We start from the raw sequence: 19,172 nt of genomic DNA, 5'->3' as shown, positions 1-19,172 counted from the left end.
TTTTGACTGTTAAAATTTTCTAATACACCAGACTTAGTAATATGTTGAAATTTATCTCAAAATTATTCGGGAGCAGTAAAAGTGAAAAAGATGTGCAGCAGATTATGCCCATCATTCAGAAAATCAGCCAGTATTATGAACAATACCAGCAACTGACCCATGACGAGCTTCGTAATAAAACACAGGAGTTCAGACAGCGTATTAAGGCACATCTTGTTTCCATTGATGAACAGATTGAAGCCAAAAAACAGGAAGCAGAAAACCTGCCCGAAAATGAGATCCACAACAGGGATATTATTTACCAGGAAGTAGATAAGCTGAAAAAGGAAAGGGATAAGAAAATTGAAGAGGCGCTTGCGCAGATTCAACCGGAAGCTTTCGCTGTGGTAAAAGAAACGGCCAGACGTTTTAAAGAAAATACAGAACTGGTATCTACTGCCACCGCATTGGATCGTGAGCTCAGCGTCAAGAAAGAGTATATCCGTATTGAAGGAGATAAATGTATATTCAAAAACAGCTGGTCGGCTGCGGGAGCGAACGTAACCTGGAACATGGTGCACTATGATGTACAGCTGATTGGAGGTAGCGTATTACATGCAGGTAAAATTGCTGAAATGGCTACGGGTGAAGGTAAAACACTGGTGTCGACCCTGCCCGCCTACTTAAATGCATTGGCAGGAGAAGGGGTACATATTGTTACGGTAAACGATTACCTGGCCCGAAGAGATAGTGAGTGGAACGGAACCATATTTGAATGGCTGGGTCTGAAAGTAGATTGTATTGATAAGCATGAACCCAGTACCGAAGCACGTCGTAATGCTTATCTCGCAGATATTACCTATGGTACCAACAATGAATTTGGGTTCGATTATTTAAGGGATAATATGGTGCATTCACCCGCTGAAATGGTACAACGTAAACACCATTTTGCCATGGTGGATGAGGTGGATTCAGTATTGATTGATGATGCCAGAACACCCTTGATCATATCAGGTCCGATCGGTCATAATACAGGTGAACAACAATTCTTTGAACTAAAGCCAAGGATCGAAAGACTCGTAGAAGCGCAGAAAAAAGCCGTGAACCAGTTTCTGAATGAGGCCAAAAAGAAAATTGCAGAAGGCAATGATGATCCGAAAGATGGCGGCCTTGCCTTGTTCCGCGCCCATCGTGGTTTGCCAAAGAACAGCGCTTTAATCAAATTGCTGAGTGAGCCAGGAATGCGTGTGAAATTGCAGAAAGCTGAGAATTATTACCTCGCCGATCAGCAAAGAGAAATGCCCAAAGCCGATGAAGAATTGTATTTCTACATTGATGAAAAAAATAATTCCGTAGAACTTACCGATAAAGGTATTCAGCTGATTACAAAAGCAGGCGAAGATGCCAGCTTCTTTATTCTTCCCGATATCAGTGTGTCGCTGGGATCAGTAGATAAAAATGAATCACTGAGCGCTGAAGATAAACTGCATCACAAAGAAAACCTTATTAATGAATACGCTGTAAAAGCAGATCGTATTCATACTGTACAGCAGTTACTGAAAGCCTATACTTTATTCGATAAAGATGTTGAGTATGTAGTGATGGATGGCTCAGTAAAAATTGTAGATGAGCAAACAGGTCGTATACTCGATGGCCGTCGTTATTCTGATGGTTTGCATCAGGCAATCGAGGCAAAAGAAAATGTAAAGATTGAAGCAGCTACACAAACCTATGCTACCGTTACGCTCCAGAATTATTTCAGGATGTACCATAAGCTGGCAGGTATGACCGGTACGGCAGAAACTGAAGCAGCAGAGTTCTGGGATATCTATAAATTGGATGTGGTAGCCATTCCAACCAATGTTACCGCTATCAGAAAAGATGAACAGGATCTGGTATACAAAACCAAACGTGAAAAATTTGGTGCAGTGATCGATGAAATTGCCAAACTTAAAGAAGCAGGGCGCCCGGTACTGGTAGGTACTACCTCGGTGGAAGTAAGTGAATTGTTGAGCCGTATGCTGCGTCAAAAACAGATTGCACATAATGTACTGAACGCCAAACAACATGCCCGTGAAGCACAGATTGTAGCTGAAGCAGGTCTGGCTGGTGCTGTAACCATTGCCACCAACATGGCAGGTCGTGGTACCGATATCAAACTCGGACCCGGTGTAAAAGAAGCAGGTGGTCTGGCTATTCTGGGTACAGAAAGACATGAATCGCGCCGTGTAGACAGACAGTTACGTGGTCGTGCCGGTCGTCAGGGTGACCCCGGTTCATCTCAGTTCTTTGTATCACTGGAAGATGATCTGATGCGTATGTTCGGAAGCGATCGTATCGCCAAGATCATGGATTTTGCCGGATACAAAGAAGGCGAAGTGATACAGCACAGCATGATTACCAAATCGATTGAGCGTGCACAGAAAAAAGTAGAAGAAAACAACTTCGGTATCCGTAAGCGTTTGCTTGAATATGATGATGTGATGAATAAGCAGCGTACAGTGGTATATACAAAACGTAACCACGCGTTGTTTGGGGAAAGACTGGCACTGGATCTGGATAATGCATTTTATGCAGTAGCAGAAGATCTGGTAACTTCTTTCAGGGAGCAGAATGATCATGATGGCTTCAGACTGGCTGCCATTGTAAATTTTGGTATCGATACCAATATTACTGCTGATGAGTTTGTAAAAGGTAATGACCAGCAACTGGCAGAGAAATTATACCTCCAGGCCGTTACCAATTACGACAGGAAAAAGCAGGAGATGATGGTGCAGGCCATTCCCGTATTCAAAAATATCCGCCAGCAGCAGGGTAACCATATTGAAAATGTGATTGTTCCATTTACAGATGGCAGAAAGGGTATGCAGGTACTGGCCAATATGGAGAAAACCCTGAACAGTAATGGAGCCGAACTGGTGAATGCACTCGAAAGAACAGTAACACTGGCTTTGATTGATGATGCATGGAAAGAACACCTGCGTGCCATGGATGATCTGAAACAGAGCGTGCAAACGGCTACCTATGAGCAGAAAGATCCGCTGGTGATTTATAAAATGGAAGCCTACAATATCTTCAAGAAAATGGACGGCGAAGTGAATACCAATATTGTACAGTTCCTGAGCCATGCCATGATTCCGCTGAATGATGGAGAAGAAGTGAAAGAAGGCCGTCAGCAGAAAACAGATCTGAGTAAACTGAGTACCACCAAGGAAGATATGGATGCGCCACCAACAGAGAATGATTATTACGATCCTACACCCGTAAAACAACAGCCGGTTAATGTAGGACCAAAAATCGGGAGAAATGATCCCTGCCCTTGTGGAAGTGGTAAGAAATACAAAGCCTGTCATGGCAAAGACCTATAAAACAAAACCTCCCGATTTCGGGAGGTTTTGTTTTATACTTTTGTTTTTTCTTAGTTCTAAACAAGTTATATGTTGAATCTAGCACAATACATAGATCATACGGTTCTTAAACCCACAACACTCGTGGCAGACATTGAAAAACTTTGCGCTGAAGCAAGGCAATATGCATTTGCCGCTGTTTGTGTACCACCGAATTTTGTTAAAAAAGCAAAATCTTTATTGGAGGGTAGTGATGTAAAAGTGGCAACGGTGATAGGTTTCCCTTTTGGTTATTCGGCTGTAGAAGCCAAGATCGCTGAAATTGTATTGGCCATGGTAGATGGAGCCGATGAACTGGATGTGGTGATTAATATTTCAGCTATTAAAAACGGTGATTGGGTATATCTGGCGAATGAAATCAATCATATAATGCCGGTGGTAAAAAGCAAGAACAAAATCATCAAAATTATTATTGAATCAGGTGTGCTTACCGATGATGAGATTATTAAGTGTTGTGAGTTATACGGTGTGGCAGGTATTGATTATTTAAAAACGTCTACCGGTTATGCCGAAAAAGGAGCGTCGGTGGAAGTGGTGAAGCTGTTTCGTTTGCATTTACCAGAACAGGTACAGATCAAGGCCTCAGGCGGCATTCGCGACCACATATTTGCAAAGCAGTTGATTGAAGCTGGTGCAACAAGGCTGGGCTGCAGTGCCGGGGTGGAAATTGTGAAAGGAGAAAGGGGAGAGGGGCATTATTAGTAATGATAGATCAGGTTGATTTTACTGACCACAGATTAAGGTAAAAATCTGCACACATCTGCCGCTCATTTGTTACACCGGTTACAGGGCTTATTAATACGGTCATCCATTACAACCTGTATCTTTGCACTTATTTATTTATCTTACTGAAAACATTCAGACATGTCTGTGCTGTTCCGATCTTTAGCCGCTTGTTTTTTTCTTATCAGCAGTCATACGGTATGGGCAGCTGATACCATTGTAGTAAAAAAAGATGCGCGTCTGGATCTGCTAGCAGCCAAACAGGCGCAAATCAATAAAAGAACGGCCATGCTTACGAGTAATGGTCAGTATAAAGGTTATCGCGTGCAGGTGATTAGTACCAATAGCCGCGACCAGGCATTGAGAATGAAGACAGAGCTTTTGAGCCGATTTCCCGATCAGAAAACTTATACTTCTTATCAGTCGCCTTTATTTAAAGTGCGTATTGGCAATTTTGTAAGAAAAGAAGACGCTGAGCAGTTTAGAAAAATGCTGAGCAGATTATATCCGCAAGGTGTGTATGTTGTAGAAGACCTGATTGAATATAATGCTGCTGAAGATGAATTGACACAATAAAAAAAACTATGTTATTACAACAGATAAAAGATTTATCCTCAAAATACGCAGCAGATGCAGTAGCGATTCGGTCACATCTGCATGCCCATCCGGAACTGAGTTATCAGGAATTTGAAACATCAAAATTTATACAGGCCAGACTACAGGAAATGGGTGTTGCATTTGAAGTGATGGCCACAACGGGTGTGTTGGGTATGATTCGTGGTAAAAATCCGGATAGCCGTGTTATTGCTTTGCGTGCTGATATGGATGCCCTGCCCATTCAGGAAGAAAATGAAACGGCTTATCGCTCACAGAAGCCAGGCATTATGCATGCCTGTGGTCATGATGTACATACTTCTATTTTATTGGGAGCCGCAAGGGTCTTACATGAATTGAAAGATGAGTGGGAAGGAACGGTAAAACTATTGTTTCAGCCCGGTGAAGAAAAAAATCCGGGTGGCGCCAGTTATATGATCCGTGATGGTGCATTGCAAAACCCTGCACCACATGGCATCATCGGGCTGCACGTGCACCCCGGACTGGAAACAGGTAAACTCAGTTTCCGTAAAGGCAGGGTAATGGCTAGTGCAGATGAAATTTATATTACCATCAAAGGCAAGGGCGGACATGCCGCTTCTCCCAATCTTACGGCTGATACGGTTTTAATTGCTTCACATTTGATTGTGAGTCTCCAACAGATTATTTCAAGAAATAAAAATCCATTGTCGCCTTCTGTATTGTCGATCTGTTCTATTCAGGGCGGACATACTACCAATGTAATACCCAGTGAAGTAAAACTTATGGGAACTTTCAGGGCGATGGATGAAGAGTGGCGCTTTAAGGCGCATGAATTGATCCGTAAAAATGCGGTCGGTCTTGTTGAATCGATGGGCGGGGAAATAGACCTGCATATAGACATTGGTTACCCTACGGTAGACAATGATCCTGTATTTACAGAAAGTGCCTGGAAGCAGGCAGATCTTTTTATGGGAAAAGAAAATGTGTTAGAAACAGAGATGCGGATGGGTGCTGAAGATTTTGGTTATTATACACAGGTAATACCTGGTTGCTTTTTTCGCCTCGGTGTTCGTAATGAAGCAAAAGGAATTATCCATAATGTACATACACCCCGTTTTGATATTGATGAGAGGGCCATTGAAATAGGTATAGGCAATATGGCATGGCTGGGTGCGACTGTTAAAAGCTGATTCTCTCATTCTCAGCAGTATTTTTTCACTGTAGAGAATAAAAGTAAGGAGGTTTCGCAGAGAAGGATTTAGATAGCGGGAACTATTATAAATTGGCCACCATATGAAATAAGGGCCCCTATTTTATTTATATCGTATTTTGCACCCTTGAATGTGGGGTATCTGGTTAAAGAACCGGACCCTGAAGTGAGTGACACAACCCCTGCTGAAGTGGGTTATGTTGCCGGTTAACGAAAAAAAAAAGTATGGCTAAAAATACAGATCTGAGAAAGGAGCAGGCACTGGAATACCATGCCAGCGGCAGACCTGGTAAAATTGAAGTGGTTCCTACTAAAGAAGCCAAAACCCAACGTGATCTTTCACTGGCGTATAGTCCGGGTGTGGCAGAACCCTGTAAAGAAATTCAAAACAATATTGAAGAAGTGTATAAGTATACTGCCAAGGGTAATCTGGTGGCAGTAATCAGTAATGGTACGGCTGTACTGGGTTTGGGCGATATTGGTCCGGAAGCCAGTAAACCTGTAATGGAAGGGAAGGGTGTATTGTTCAAAATCTTTGCGGATATCGATGTATTCGATATTGAGATCAATGAAAAAGATCCGGAGAAATTTGTACAGATTGTAAAAGCGCTGGAACCCACTTTTGGGGGTATTAACCTCGAAGACATCAAAGCACCTGAATGTTTTTATATTGAACAGCAACTGAAACAGCAGATGAAGATTCCGGTGATGCACGATGACCAGCATGGAACAGCTATCATCAGTGGTGCTGCATTGTTGAATGCGCTGGAACTACAGAAAAAGAAAATAGAGAAAGTTCGTTTTGTTGTGAATGGTGCAGGTGCTGCTGCCATGGCCTGTACACAGCTGTATGTGGCACTGGGAGCGAAGTATGAAAATTTCATTCTCTTTGATAAGGATGGTGTTTTACATGAAGGCAGAACAGATCTGGATACTATACGCCGAAAATTTGCTGTTAAGCGTTCAGATACCACACTTGAAAGAGCCATGAAAGATGCGGATGTTTTTCTGGGTCTTAGCGTAGGCAATGTGGTTTCGCAGGAAATGGTAAAGAGTATGGCAAAGAATCCCATTGTTTTTGCCATGGCCAATCCCGATCCTGAAATCAGCTATGAAGATGCGATTGCTGTGCGTAAAGATATCATCATGGCAACGGGCCGTACCGATTATCCGAATCAGGTAAACAATGTTTTGGGCTTCCCTTATATTTTCAGAGGCGCATTAGATGTACGTGCCACTCAGATTAATGAGGCTATGAAACTCGCAGCTGTTAAGGCTTTGGCAGAACTGGCCAAGTCGGCTGTACCCGATATTGTGAACATGGCCTATAACCAGACCAATATGTCATTTGGTCCGGAATATATTATTCCCAAACCACTCGATCCGCGTTTATTGTCAACTGTAGCACCTGCAGTGGCAAAAGCCGCTGTAGAAAGTGGCGTGGCACAAAAGCAGATCCATAACTGGGATGCTTATGTAGTCGAACTGAACAAGAGACTTGGACTGGATAATCAGTTATTGAGGGTAATTGGTAACAAAGCGAGAAGAGATCCGAAGCGATTGGTATTTGCAGAAGCCGATAACCAGAAGATATTGAAAGCGGCCAGTATTATTTATGATGAAGGTGTTGCTTATCCGATCTTACTGGGAGATCCTGTCAAGATTAACAGGATTGCAGAAGAGCATAATATTGATATAACCGATTTACCAATTATAGATCCGCGTAGTGATGAAATGGAATCTAAGCGTGAGTTTTATGGTGAATTGTTCTTTAAGAAGCGTCAGAGACGAGGATTCAATCATTATGAGAGTCTGAAGATTATGAAAGACCGCAATCATTTTGGCTGTATGATGGTGGAAACGGGAGATGCGGATGCGATGTTATCGGGTCTAACCAAAAATTATGCTGAAGCCATTCGTCCTGCATTACAGATTATCGGAACAGAAGAAGGGGTGAAGAAGATTGCGGGTATGTATTTACTGCTCACAAAAAAAGGACCTCTGTTTCTGGCAGATACCACGGTTAACTTTCATCCGAATGCAGAAGAACTGGCCGATATAGCAATGATGGTTGCCAAGGAAGTACGTACTTTCAACGTAACACCCCGGATTGCTATGTTAAGCTATAGCAATTTCGGAAGCAGCGATTCTCCGGAAGCGAAAATGGTGGCCGAGGCAACACGTATTCTGAAGCAGCGAAATCCGTCGCTGGTGGTAGATGGAGAGATGCAGGGTAGTATGGCTTTTAACAAAGAAATACTGCGCGATAACTATCCATTCAGTGAATTGGTAGATGAAGATGTAAACGTATTGATATTCCCCAACCTCACAGCCGGAAATGTGGCCTATAATTTATTAAAAGAAGTAGGTGGTGCAGACGCAATTGGTCCGATTTTATTGGGTCTAAAAAAACCTGTGCACGTTTTACAACTGGGTAGTACGGTAAGGAGTATTGTAAATATGGCATTGGTAGCCGTAGTGGATGCGCAACTGAAATGTAGGATGGATACCAATGAAGTGATTCAGCGCAGTAGCTGGTGGAAGCGTTTGAAGAAGCGTAAGAAGTAGTTTGTAGCGTATGGCTGATGGGTCATAGCATATGGCTTATAGATAATGGTCTAGGGCGAATGGTGTTATTGGATTATGAGCTAACTATTTGCCATGAACCATCAGCGATAAGCCCGATTTTCTGGTAAATCAAAAACAAAGCAATGTCATTTTTCACCCATTTAGGTTCTTACCTGTTGATGTTGAAGGGGATGTTTACCAAACCTGAGAACTGGCGCATGTACTGGAAAGAGTTTATGCACCAATGCGTGGAGATCGGATTGGGGGCTTTACCGATTGTGGTGATTATTTCATTGTTTCTGGGTGCGGTAACAACGGTGCAAACGGCCTACCAGTTGGTAAGTCCGCTTGTACCTCAGGCTACCATCGCACAAATTGTGCGTGATAGTATGATCCTTGAATTATCGCCTACAGTCGTGAGTATTGTACTGGCCGGCGTGGTGGGTAGTAAAATTGCCAGTGAGTTGGGTAATATGCGCATCAGTGAACAAATAGATGCACTGGAGATTATGGGCATCAATACCAAAAGCTACCTCGTGATGCCAAAAATTCTGGGGTCTTTACTGGTAATTCCCTGCCTGATTACCATATCTGCCGTACTGGGTATCTGGGGTGGAAGAACGGCTGGTAATATGGCAGGTATTCTGGCACCTGATATTTTTGATATCGGTCTGCGCCAGAACCTGAACCTGTATAATATCAATTTCGCACTGTATAAATCCTACACTTTCGCTTTTATTGTTAGTAGTATCTCTGCTTATTATGGCTACAATGTAAAAGGTGGTGCATTAGAAATTGGTCGTGCCAGTACCAGTGCTGTTGTGGTAAGTTGTATCCTTATTCTTTGTGCCGATTATATGCTCGCAGCGCTGTTGCTGTAAAACAGAAGAACAGAGGAATTTTCAACTCTGAAATTAATTAGCGCTTGCGAACTTCCTTTCTCTCTGTAAATGAATGCTACTATTATTTTAACCGGCTCTTTGCAAGATGCTTTTTGCAGGGAGAAGGGAAGAAAGGAAGTTGTTTGCATCCAGCTATTCAATACTCAAAATTCGTTCTCACCGTAAGAAAACAAGGTTTTTACATTTGATTCGCTTTTCACTTGTTACATTTATGTACAGGAATGAAAGCTATGAATCCATCATTTGATATTTTTCGCCGACAGATATCCAACCCGTTAAAATTCAGGTTGTTTTTATTGCAACGTCTTCCATCAGCTTTTTTCTCCGGATTGCGGATACGATCCTTTGATGCTCATCAATCACAAATTGGGGTACGTTATAGCTGGTTTTCGCAAAATCCATTTCGCTCTATGTATTTCGCTGTACAGGCCATGGCAGCTGAAATGAGTACCGGTATTCTTGGTTTTGCGCAGATTTATCGACGTAAGCCATCGGTAAGCATGCTGGTACTGAAAGTAGAAGGTAGTTTCAGTAAAAAAGCAACAGGTATGATTACTTTTACATGTACCGATGGAGATAAGATAACAGAAGCTGTTGAGACGGCCATTAAAACCGGAGAACCACAAACCATTATCTGCCAATCGGTCGGTAAAAACCAGGAGCAGGAAGCAGTAGCTACATTTTTTGTAACCTGGACATTTAAGTCGAAACAATCATAAAAAGAAAGGTATGAAGATAGCATTTCATGGAGCAGCAAGAACGGTGACAGGATCAAAACACCTGCTTACCTTACAGAGTGGGAAAAAAATATTACTCGATTGTGGTCTTTTTCAGGGAATGGGAAAGGAAACAGAAGTGCTCAACGGAGAATTTGGTTTCGATGCCCGTTCAGTAGATATACTGGTACTTTCGCATGCGCATATTGATCATTCTGGACTCATACCCAGATTGGTAAAGGAAGGATTTGAGGGTAAGATATTTGCCACTCCAGCCACAAGGGAACTGGGAGGTATTTTACTGGAAGATTCAGCAGTGATACAGCGTGATGATACCAAGTTCATCAATAAAAGACGCGCAAAGCAGGGGTTACCTCCTTATGAGCCCCTATACGATCTGGAAGATGCTGCGAAGGCATTGGAACTTTTTGTAGAAGTGAATTACGATGAATGGACAACCATTACAGAAGGTGTTGAGCTGATGTTTACCGATGCCGGACATATTATTGGTAGTGCTGCTGTACATCTCCGGATTTCGGAAGAGGGTAAAACCAGACAACTTACTTTCAGTGGTGATGTAGGAAGATATAATGATGCAATACTTCGCTCACCGTCTGTTTTTCCGCAGGCTGACTATATTATTCTGGAAAGTACTTATGGTAATAAACTGCATGATGAAGTACATGGTGTGGCAGACACTTTATTGGAATGGATTGAATCGACCTGTATAAAGAAAAAAGGAAAGCTGATTATACCCGCATTTAGTGTGGGAAGAACGCAGGAACTATTGTATGCACTGAACCAGTTGGATCTTGAAAACAGATTGCCCAGGGTGCCGATCTATGTGGATAGCCCACTGAGCAGGGAAGCTACCGAAATGCTGAAAGCCTATCCGCAGTACTTTAATAAGCGAATCAGGAAAGTGATGGAGAAAGATGATGATCCTTTTGATTTTCCAGGGTTGAAATTTATTAAAACAGTGGATGAAAGTAAATACCTGAATGAATTACCACAGCCTTGTGTAATTATGTCGGCCAGTGGTATGGCAGATGCGGGAAGGGTAAAGCATCATATCATGAACAATATTGGTGATCAGAAAAATACCATATTGCTGGTGGGTTATTGTGAGCCGCGATCATTAGGTGGGCGTTTGGCCAATGGAGCCGCACAGGTAAAAATTTTCGGCGAAATGTATGATGTAAAAGCCGAAGTGGGCCAAATGCGCAGCATGAGTGCACATGGTGATTATGAGGATCTTTGCCAGTTTTTAGCCTGCCAGGATCCTTCGAAGGTAAAAACACTTTTTCTGGTACATGGTGAATATGATGTACAACAGGATTTTGCACACAGGCTTATGCGTAAAGGTTTTAAGGAAGTAGTGATTCCGGAAATGCATTATCAGACAAAATTAGAAGGATGAATTTATTAATACAGGATGCAGGTATTTATTACCGTGAACATTTCGGAGAGCCACAGTTTATTGTACGTTCGCCAGGCAGAATCAACCTGATCGGGGAGCATACCGATTATAATGATGGGTTTGTATTACCGGCTTCTATCGATAATGCAGTATATGTATCAATAGGTGCGAGAAACGATCAGGAGATTCATCTTTTTTCGGTTGATTACAAGGAGTTTTATACAGGCAATATAGACGCTGTTTCAGTTTCATTGCAAAGCTGGGCCAATTATGTATTGGCCATCGTAGATGTATTACAGAAAGCTGGCTACCCTTGTGGAGGCTTTAATGCTGTTGTACGGGGAGATATCCCTATAGGTGCCGGCCTTTCATCATCAGCAGCGGTAGAATGTGCTACCATTTTTGCCTTGAATGAGTTATTTGGGTATAAGCTAGACAGGATGACCATGGTGAAAATGGCACAGCAGGCTGAGAATGATTTTATTGGTGTTCGTTGTGGTATCATGGATCAGTTTGCCAGCATGTTTGGTAAAGCCAATCAGGTGATTGAGTTAGACTGTCGCTCGCTGGACCATCATTATTTTCCTTTTGAGTCGGAGGAATATGATCTGTTACTGATCAATAGTCGTGTAAAACACTCGCTTGCCGATTCTGAGTACAATCTCCGCAGATTAGATTGCGAAGCAGGTGTAGCACACCTGCAAAGGTTTCATCCGGAAATCACGAGTCTGAGAGATGCTACACCCGCATTATTACAGCAGGAACTACATTCATTGGATGAAAATATATTCAGGCGGTGCCTGTATGTGGTAGAAGAAATAGCGCGTGTAAAAGAAGCCTGTGAAGATCTAAAAAAAGGGGATTTGCTTTCTTTTGGAAAAAAAATGTTTAGTACCCATACAGGGTTGAGTGAAATGTACAATGTTAGTTGTCCGGAACTCGATTTTCTGGTGAATTTTGCGATTGGATATAAAAATGTAATTGGCGCCAGAATGATGGGTGGCGGTTTTGGTGGTTGTACGCTCAATCTTGTCAAAAAAGCAGCAGTAGCAGATTTTGTAGACAGGATATCTGAATCTTATCTGGAAACCTATGGGGTATTGCCCGGGGCTTATCCGGTTACCATTGATGAAGGTACTGCCGTAGTAGGCCCCTGGTGAATGATATTTTTCAATTGCCGGCAGAAATAGGGCGAAAAGCTTGCAAAGGCGGAAGAAAAGTTGTAAATTTTATACAACAAAACTGTTTGCCATGAAAAACTATCACATCGTATCGCGTATAGCGATCTACCTCTTAGCCGTTGTGATGATCAGTTTCGGCATTTATCATTTTCAACATGCCCGGGAACTGGTTGTGTACATTCCTTCTTTTTTACCGGGTGGATTGCTGTGGGTATATTTAGTGGGAGCGGCTTTCATACTGGTGGCCATTTCATTTGTTACCAACCGAATGGTGAAAACGGCAGCCTATTTTCTGGCTATTATGTTATTTATTTTTATTCTCACTATCCATCTGCCCAATTACCTGGATACCGGTGACAAGGAAATGAAAGCCCTGGCATTGGTTAGTATCTTGAAAGATGCAGCTATTGCAGGCTTTGCATTACATATAGCTGCCGGTGCCCATCATCAGAAATTACATCTGGAAGAAAGTGATTAAGAAGGTTGGTTCAGACCTTCTTAATTACATTTTTCTGAAAAAGAAACGTACCATAATTTATTTGGGGCGTTGCTAACAATGGCGGCGCAGGATCCGCAATTAGGGTCGCTTGCTTCCGGTTGATCCAGTATCTGAACATAGAACGGTTTGTCTGCAACGCCCATATTAGGTCTGGAGTTATTATTGGACGGAAGTTTACAAGGGAGAATGGTAGTAAAAACATGGTCGTAGGTGATACCATTTTTTTCGTATCCATTAACACCTAAATGATAATAGGCAGGATCAGTGATTTGTAAAACAGCACTATTACAAACTACATCCAATATTTTTACCGGAACACAATCTTTTGATTGAGTTGTTTCATTTTTTTCACAGGCTACAATAAATACCAGACTGCATACTATCAGCAAAGGAGAAAAACTTTTTTTCATATTTATCAGTTTGGTGTATGGGATAGAATTGAAATAAATCGTTGAATCTGTAATGGAAAAATCAAGTGAAGTATTTTTTGGTAGAAATATCTGCCAACATATTTTAATCACATTTTTCTGAAAACTTTATTGGTATCCATTTGGCAGGTGCATTAGGTACAACGGCTGCGCATTTTGTACAGGCAGGGTCGTATTGGATCTGCTTCATCATCTTCACGTATACTACGAGTCCTTTCAAGGAAGCGGTAAGGGTTTGGAATTTGGTGATATCGGCACAGCTTAATTCTGCAGAAAAAACATGGTCGTAGGTAACTCCATCTTTCTGATAGCCATCTACACCAAATTTAAAATAGTCTTCATCGAGTATTTGCATTACGGCAGTGCCGCAAAGCTCATCAAGTATTTTTACCTGTACACATTTTTCTAGTAATTGTTCATCTGTTTTCTCGCAACCGGAGAAGAGAAGGCTGCTGATAAGCAGGCTGGTTAATACATATCTTTTCATACAAGGTTTTTTTAGAGATGATGTTTTCTAGGAAGAAATCGTTGCATGATGAGGATTATTATTTTTTATTTTGAATAATTACCCCTTTTTTCTAGTTTAATAATGTCCAGTTTTCTGGGAGAAGGTCATATAAAAAAATAGAGGTGTGAGATAAACTATTATTTGTGAGATTTATGCTTCAGGTTTATCTACAATAGCATTTCTTGAAAAGTATAGGGGTTTTTACCCCTATTTTAACCGAGTTGGGGACATTAAATTGCTTGTAATTCAATAATCATGTCTATTCTCTTAGCAACCAAGCAATATTTAAAGCAATTAAATATTACTATCAATGAGAAATATTTAAGGAAGAAATTATTGTCACACCCAAATTATCCAAGTTTAGTGTCTTTGACTGACTTTTTAGTGGAACATGATATGGAGTACACTGCTGTAGTTGGAGATAAAAATGATCTTAATAATATACCATTTCCTTTCCTGTACTAGTATTTTCATCATTGTATCAAAGTCCTGATTTAGATGAAAGCTATGATTTTTTTTGTGGTAAATTCTAAGGAAGAGTTTCTGAATTCCGGACTAATTTTTCATAACTGGAAAGGTATTTTTCTTTCTATAAAAGAAGAGCAATTATTCTCTAAAATTAAACAGCTTAGTAATAATAAAACTATCCTCAATAAGAGTTCATTTATTATAATTATTGCCTTAGTCTCTTTGATACTTTTTTTCTATCAAAATAAATCTCTAAATTTTTCCAGCCTTTTTATTATATCCTTGAATTTTTTAGGAATATTTTTTTCGATATCCCTCATTTTAGCAAAGAAGGGATACCCTACTAACTTTATTCAAAAATTTTGTAATACGAGGGATAATCAAAATTGTGCTCAAGTATTCAATTCTAAAGTCTTTCCTTTTTATGACTATATAGATTTGGCTGAAATAGCATTAATTTATTTCATTTCAACAAGTGTAGCTTTCCTGTTTTATACAGGCATTAACCCTGATGCGAAATTCTTTTTACTTACTCCAATTATAGCAAGCTCACTTCTTCTATTACCCATTACCATTTTTATACAATGGAAGGTGATTAAGGCATGGTGTAAAATTTGTTTAATGATTTCCACATCTCTATTGATACAGGCTTTTTTTCTATTATTCGAATTAGAAACTATAAATATAAGCCAGTATAATTTTTTAAAAATCTACGGTAATTTTTCCATTTTGTTTCTTCTCATAGCTGCTATTTGGCTTTCAATCAGGAGTTTTATAAAATATTATTTCAAGTATGAATGGTTGGAAGTCGAATATGAAAAATTCAAAAAAAATCCTGTAGTATTCCATGGTGTTATGATGCAACAGCCATTTTTTGGTACGCCTGATACTAATGCTGCAATTCAATTAGGCAATCCTAATGCAAAAATTCGACTACAGATAATAAGTGGGCCTACCTGTGTGCCTTGTGCTGTGACTCATGAAACTTTAAAGTCTCTACTTAAAGTTTATAATGAAGAAATTTCTTTCGAAATATTTTTCATTGTCGATTCATTTTCTGGAGATAATGAAAATTTTATTTCTGCAATTAATCTTCTTTCGTTAGCCAATCATAGTTCTTTTGAGAAGAAAGAAATACTAGATGAGTGGTATCAGTTAAAGAATATAAATTTATTTCGAGAGAAATATCTCAGTGAGCAAAGTTTTGAAATGGCTGCAGAGGAATTTAAACCAGAATTAATTAAAGTTTTTGAATGGTGTGAGATGCATAAAATTGATAAAACTCCAACTATATTGATTAATGGAGCTTTGTATTCAGAATATTACAGTTCGGACGATTTATATATAATTATTCCAATGTTAATTGAAAATCTTTCACTAAATGATATAAGGAAAACATCTTTAGTGTAGTTGCACTGGCCAGCCAACATAGGCTAATGGTAATTGCCTAATTAAATATTACCAAAATTTTAAACTAAAAAAAATGAAAAATTTAAGCAGAGAACAACTTAGGAACTTAAAAGGAGGTAATGATCCTGAAGGTCCACAGGAGCCGGCGGAGGCGTTTGCGGGAACGATCGAGTAGCGCATTGCACCTGGGGTAGTGGATGGTGTGGAAATGCTGGTTGGGGTGGATGTGCTGCTAATGCAACCAATTGTGCAGTGTATTGTGTAAGAAGTAATAATTCTACTTACTGGCCTTAGTTCCTAAAATAAGGATTGGGAGGAATATTATATTTCTCCTAATCTTTTAATTTTATAAGATGGCATATTTGAAGAAAATTTTTATAGCTCAATGTTTATTAGTTTGTACTCTTTTTACGCTATTGGGGTGTGATAAGAAGACTAGTATCTCTGGTACTATGCATAACTATGATTATAATACAGTTCCTTTTTATACCACCGATTTCCTAAATACAGAATACAATAATATTAAGGTAAAAATTAAAGATTCAAATTATAATAGCAGATTTGATCAAAAGCAAAGTGGACTTTATTCACTATTTTATAATTATGTCTTTATTGAGCAGGGAGATAGGGCAATAGTTAATTTTTATTTTGTAGGTAATAAAGAAGATTATAATGATTCATTAGATGCTTTGTCAGATTATCCAGGTAATTATGTGTACTATAATAGATTAAAAAAGTTAATACAGAATTCACCTAGATTGAAAACAGTAACCTATAAGGATAAACTGCTGTCTGCCAAAGAAGTTTATCAATATTATAAATGGATTAAAGAAGAATGGCTTCCTTCCTTCGCAAGGAAATATCCAATAAGTAAATCATTTAGGGAGTTTATTATTAAAGAAATGCCTTATTATTTTCTATCAGACTTCCTTTGTCAATTAAGAGATTCTAAAATTCCAATTACAGATAGCATAGAGCAATTAGTCGAACATGCAATGCTAGCAAGTAATATTAATGATTCTATTCTATGCGAGTCTCAATATTATTTTGATTTTATTGGTGCTTATTTTGAGTATTACTTTCACAAGGGTAGTCTTTCACTCTCTGCGATTGAGTATTTTAAAGAAGCTTCTGCAAATGCCAAAAAGCTTTTAAAGGGAAAGAATCTTGAAATTGCATTAGCCGGGATAGTAAGAATGCATTATCTAAGTAGAGTTAACATTTTTGATAGGGTAACAGACAGTATTAAGAATGACATCTTAAATATTTATAAAGACCCTAAAACAAAAGAAATTCAACTAAAGTTCACAAAGAAATATTCTGAATTAAACCTGTATTCAATATATAATATAGAATTAAAAAACACAAATGGTGCCGTATTTACCATTGGAGAAATATTTCAATCAAATTCAAATATCAAATTTGTCGATTTGTGGGCTACTTGGTGCGTGCCTTGCATTAAAGCTCAGCCTTTATTGCACAATATTAAATCAGGCAGATCTGAAACTGAGCTCATTACTATATCACTCGACCAAGATTATAATCAGTGGAAAAATTATTTGAAGAAAGGAAGACTTACTAGTTCGAAAAATTATATCCTTAAAGACGCTAACGAAATTGAAAAACTATCTAATTTACTTCATATTGTTAGTATACCTCGATATTTGATTGTTACAGAAAGAGGTGATATCGCCTTTTCACAAGCTGCAGAGCCAGTTAGATTAAATGAGCTACTATCCCAAATTGATTTAGCAAAGAAGTTATGAAATTTGATTTTTATAAACAGATGAACACAATGGACTGTGGTCCAACATGCCTGCGAATGGTTGCGAATTATTATGGTCAGTCTATAACTCCTGCGCAATTGCATGCTAAGACTCGATTAAGGCGAGATGGTGTCTCTCTTTTAGGATTAAGTGATGCTGCTGAAGATATTGGGTTCCGAGTGTAGGCTTCCCCTAAAAGTTGTCCATTGAAGGTTAGAGTTAGCGGTAAAAAGCTTGTTAACTTTAAACTTTGAAAGACATGAAAAAAGGAAGATTTACCGAAACGCAGATAGTATCTGCCATGAAGAAACAGGAATCAGGAATTGCTGTTAAAGACATTGCCCGGGAGATGGGCATCAGTGAAGCAACGTTTTACAACTGGAAGGCGAAGTATGGGGGCATGGAAGTGAGCGATGTTGTAAAGATGAAGCAGATGGAAGCCGAGATTAGTGAGTACAAAAAGATTGTAGCTGAACTGAGTCTTGAGAATAGAGCCATGAAAAACCTGATTGCAAAAAAGTTTTAACGCCTGAAGCGAAACGGGAGACTGCCCATCATCTGGTAGAAGAAGAGCAGTTAAGTAACCGTAAGGCATGTGAACTGGTAGGCATATCCCGCAGTACTTACCAGTATCAATCAAAACCGAAGGATGACAGTGAGCTTCAGGACGCCCTGACTGCACTAACTACAAAGCATGTTGCTATTGGGTTCCGGCAATGTTGTTACCGGCTTTGGAATAAGGGTCACTGGTGGAATCATAAAAGGATCTACAGAGTATATACGGACATGAAACTCAATATCCGTCGCAGAGCCAAAAAGAGGCTTCCTGAGAGGATAAAACAGCCATTGACCCTTCCTGTAGCGCCTAACCAGGTGTGGAGTATTGATTTTATGAGCGATACACTGGTAGATGGAAGAAGGTTCCGCTTGTTCAATGTAATGGACGATTTTAATAGGGAATCTTTGGCTATTGAAGTAGATACGTCATTGCCATCTCTTAGGGTAATCAGAGTGCTGGAAAAACTGATTACACAAAGAGGTAAACCAGCCAATATTCGTTGCGACAATGGCCCTGAATTTATCAGCCATAAGCTAGAAGAATGGTGTAGCGATGAACGCAGGCAGATAACGATACAGTTTATTCAACCGGGGAAACCCACCCAAAATGCATACATCGAAAGGAAAAATGGAAGCATCGGAAGAGAGGTATTAAATGCCTACCTGTTCTATCGTTTATCGGAAGTCAGAGAGCAAACAGAAGAGTGGAGAATGGATTACAATACCGAGAGACCGCATAAATCATTGGGCTATTTATCACCGATAAGATATGCAGACAAATGGAAGCAAAAACAGAAAAATATTACCTTAGAAAACTCTAACTAACCGTGGCACTAAATTACGGGGAGCTTAC

Annotated in this window: 17 protein-coding genes; 15 read left to right on the top strand and 2 right to left on the bottom strand. The window is 39.8% G+C overall.

Translation table 11 applies throughout. The features are described 5' to 3' along the window. Positions 1–41: 41 nt before the first annotated feature. From secA to BC659_RS03090, 10 genes are all read left to right on the top strand, one after another. On the top strand, positions 42–3,347 hold the full coding sequence (gene secA, locus BC659_RS03135) for a preprotein translocase subunit SecA (protein WP_133473214.1): 3,306 nt from the start codon (positions 42–44) through the stop codon (positions 3,345–3,347). A gap of 69 nt (positions 3,348–3,416) precedes the next feature. Further along, entirely contained in the window at positions 3,417–4,088 is a 672-nt protein-coding gene (deoC, locus tag BC659_RS03130) for a deoxyribose-phosphate aldolase (protein WP_246027070.1), read from the top strand. A 162-nt stretch (positions 4,089–4,250) separates the two neighbouring features. Then, on the top strand, positions 4,251–4,685 hold the full coding sequence (locus tag BC659_RS03125; protein ID WP_133473212.1) for an SPOR domain-containing protein: 435 nt from the start codon (positions 4,251–4,253) through the stop codon (positions 4,683–4,685). An 8-nt stretch (positions 4,686–4,693) separates the two neighbouring features. Continuing rightward, positions 4,694–5,875 (top strand): M20 metallopeptidase family protein, encoded by a 1,182-nt coding sequence (locus BC659_RS03120; protein ID WP_133473210.1) that lies wholly within the window; start codon positions 4,694–4,696, stop codon positions 5,873–5,875. A gap of 245 nt (positions 5,876–6,120) precedes the next feature. Next, positions 6,121–8,463 carry an NADP-dependent malic enzyme gene (locus BC659_RS03115; protein ID WP_133473208.1) on the top strand — a complete coding sequence of 781 codons (2,343 nt, stop codon included), beginning with the start codon at positions 6,121–6,123 and terminating at the stop codon, positions 8,461–8,463. A 143-nt stretch (positions 8,464–8,606) separates the two neighbouring features. Next, positions 8,607–9,344: an MlaE family ABC transporter permease gene (locus tag BC659_RS03110; protein WP_133473206.1), complete on the top strand. Its 738-nt coding sequence runs from the start codon at positions 8,607–8,609 to the stop codon at positions 9,342–9,344. A gap of 251 nt (positions 9,345–9,595) precedes the next feature. After that, a complete protein-coding gene (locus BC659_RS03105; protein WP_133473204.1) occupies positions 9,596–10,084 on the top strand; it encodes a thioesterase in 489 nt (162 codons plus the stop codon). A 10-nt stretch (positions 10,085–10,094) separates the two neighbouring features. Beyond that, positions 10,095–11,501, top strand: coding sequence for an MBL fold metallo-hydrolase RNA specificity domain-containing protein (locus BC659_RS03100; RefSeq protein ID WP_133473202.1), 1,407 nt, complete (start codon positions 10,095–10,097; stop codon positions 11,499–11,501). Beyond that, positions 11,498–12,661: a galactokinase gene (gene galK, locus BC659_RS03095; RefSeq protein ID WP_133473200.1), complete on the top strand. Its 1,164-nt coding sequence runs from the start codon at positions 11,498–11,500 to the stop codon at positions 12,659–12,661. The genes BC659_RS03100 and galK overlap by 4 nt, the downstream gene beginning before the upstream one ends. A 91-nt stretch (positions 12,662–12,752) precedes the next feature. Next, the gene (locus tag BC659_RS03090) at positions 12,753–13,160 is read left to right on the top strand and encodes a DoxX family protein (RefSeq protein WP_133473198.1); all 408 of its coding nucleotides are present in this window, start codon (positions 12,753–12,755) and stop codon (positions 13,158–13,160) included. Positions 13,161–13,180: 20 nt separating this feature from the next. On the opposite strand, the gene BC659_RS03085 is transcribed toward BC659_RS03090, so the two are convergent. Continuing rightward, the gene (locus tag BC659_RS03085) at positions 13,181–13,591 is read right to left on the bottom strand and encodes a hypothetical protein (RefSeq protein WP_133473196.1); all 411 of its coding nucleotides are present in this window, start codon (positions 13,589–13,591) and stop codon (positions 13,181–13,183) included. 103 nt (positions 13,592–13,694) lie between these two features. Beyond that, positions 13,695–14,096, bottom strand: a complete 402-nt coding sequence (locus tag BC659_RS03080) for a hypothetical protein (RefSeq protein ID WP_133473194.1) — start codon at positions 14,094–14,096, stop codon at positions 13,695–13,697. Positions 14,097–14,372: 276 nt separating this feature from the next. Between BC659_RS03080 and BC659_RS03075 the strand changes: the two genes are divergently transcribed. The 5 genes from BC659_RS03075 (at position 14,373) to BC659_RS03055 (ending at position 19,144) form a co-directional block, all read left to right on the top strand. Next, a complete protein-coding gene (locus tag BC659_RS03075) occupies positions 14,373–14,582 on the top strand; it encodes a hypothetical protein (protein WP_133473192.1) in 210 nt (69 codons plus the stop codon). Between the two features lie 33 nt (positions 14,583–14,615). Beyond that, positions 14,616–15,995, top strand: a complete 1,380-nt coding sequence (locus BC659_RS03070) for a vitamin K epoxide reductase family protein (RefSeq protein WP_133473190.1) — start codon at positions 14,616–14,618, stop codon at positions 15,993–15,995. A gap of 353 nt (positions 15,996–16,348) precedes the next feature. Further along, positions 16,349–17,761: a TlpA family protein disulfide reductase gene (locus BC659_RS03065; protein ID WP_133473188.1), complete on the top strand. Its 1,413-nt coding sequence runs from the start codon at positions 16,349–16,351 to the stop codon at positions 17,759–17,761. Then, positions 17,758–17,946 (top strand): cysteine peptidase family C39 domain-containing protein, encoded by a 189-nt coding sequence (locus BC659_RS17120; protein WP_133473186.1) that lies wholly within the window; start codon positions 17,758–17,760, stop codon positions 17,944–17,946. The genes BC659_RS03065 and BC659_RS17120 overlap by 4 nt, the downstream gene beginning before the upstream one ends. Before the next feature lie 74 nt (positions 17,947–18,020). Beyond that, positions 18,021–19,144 (top strand): IS3 family transposase gene (locus BC659_RS03055; RefSeq protein WP_133473184.1). Its coding sequence is split into 2 segments (ribosomal slippage): positions 18,021–18,282 and positions 18,282–19,144, totalling 1,125 coding nucleotides; the frame shifts between segments, so codons are not numbered across the junction. The last annotated feature ends 28 nt before the right edge of the window (positions 19,145–19,172 follow it).

It is taken from the genome of Sediminibacterium goheungense (assembly GCF_004361915.1).
GTDB classification, from domain to species: Bacteria; Bacteroidota; Bacteroidia; order Chitinophagales; family Chitinophagaceae; genus Sediminibacterium; species Sediminibacterium goheungense.
Note: the sequence above shows the minus strand (reverse complement) of the source record. Positions and strands in the feature narration are given on the sequence as shown.

Bases quoted from the DNA above. Each gene is read 5' to 3' on its own strand.
- secA (WP_133473214.1), top strand. From the start codon at position 42: ATGTTGAAATTTATCTCAAAATTATTCGGGAGCAGTAAAAGTGAAAAA.
- deoC (WP_246027070.1), top strand. From the start codon at position 3,417: ATGTTGAATCTAGCACAATACATAGATCATACGGTTCTTAAACCCACA.
- BC659_RS03125 (WP_133473212.1), top strand. From the start codon at position 4,251: ATGTCTGTGCTGTTCCGATCTTTAGCCGCTTGTTTTTTTCTTATCAGC.
- BC659_RS03120 (WP_133473210.1), top strand. From the start codon at position 4,694: ATGTTATTACAACAGATAAAAGATTTATCCTCAAAATACGCAGCAGAT.
- BC659_RS03115 (WP_133473208.1), top strand. From the start codon at position 6,121: ATGGCTAAAAATACAGATCTGAGAAAGGAGCAGGCACTGGAATACCAT.
- BC659_RS03110 (WP_133473206.1), top strand. From the start codon at position 8,607: ATGTCATTTTTCACCCATTTAGGTTCTTACCTGTTGATGTTGAAGGGG.
- BC659_RS03105 (WP_133473204.1), top strand. From the start codon at position 9,596: ATGAATCCATCATTTGATATTTTTCGCCGACAGATATCCAACCCGTTA.
- BC659_RS03100 (WP_133473202.1), top strand. From the start codon at position 10,095: ATGAAGATAGCATTTCATGGAGCAGCAAGAACGGTGACAGGATCAAAA.
- galK (WP_133473200.1), top strand. From the start codon at position 11,498: ATGAATTTATTAATACAGGATGCAGGTATTTATTACCGTGAACATTTC.
- BC659_RS03090 (WP_133473198.1), top strand. From the start codon at position 12,753: ATGAAAAACTATCACATCGTATCGCGTATAGCGATCTACCTCTTAGCC.
- BC659_RS03085 (WP_133473196.1), bottom strand. From the start codon at position 13,591: ATGAAAAAAAGTTTTTCTCCTTTGCTGATAGTATGCAGTCTGGTATTT.
- BC659_RS03080 (WP_133473194.1), bottom strand. From the start codon at position 14,096: ATGAAAAGATATGTATTAACCAGCCTGCTTATCAGCAGCCTTCTCTTC.
- BC659_RS03075 (WP_133473192.1), top strand. From the start codon at position 14,373: ATGTCTATTCTCTTAGCAACCAAGCAATATTTAAAGCAATTAAATATT.
- BC659_RS03070 (WP_133473190.1), top strand. From the start codon at position 14,616: ATGAAAGCTATGATTTTTTTTGTGGTAAATTCTAAGGAAGAGTTTCTG.
- BC659_RS03065 (WP_133473188.1), top strand. From the start codon at position 16,349: ATGGCATATTTGAAGAAAATTTTTATAGCTCAATGTTTATTAGTTTGT.
- BC659_RS17120 (WP_133473186.1), top strand. From the start codon at position 17,758: ATGAAATTTGATTTTTATAAACAGATGAACACAATGGACTGTGGTCCA.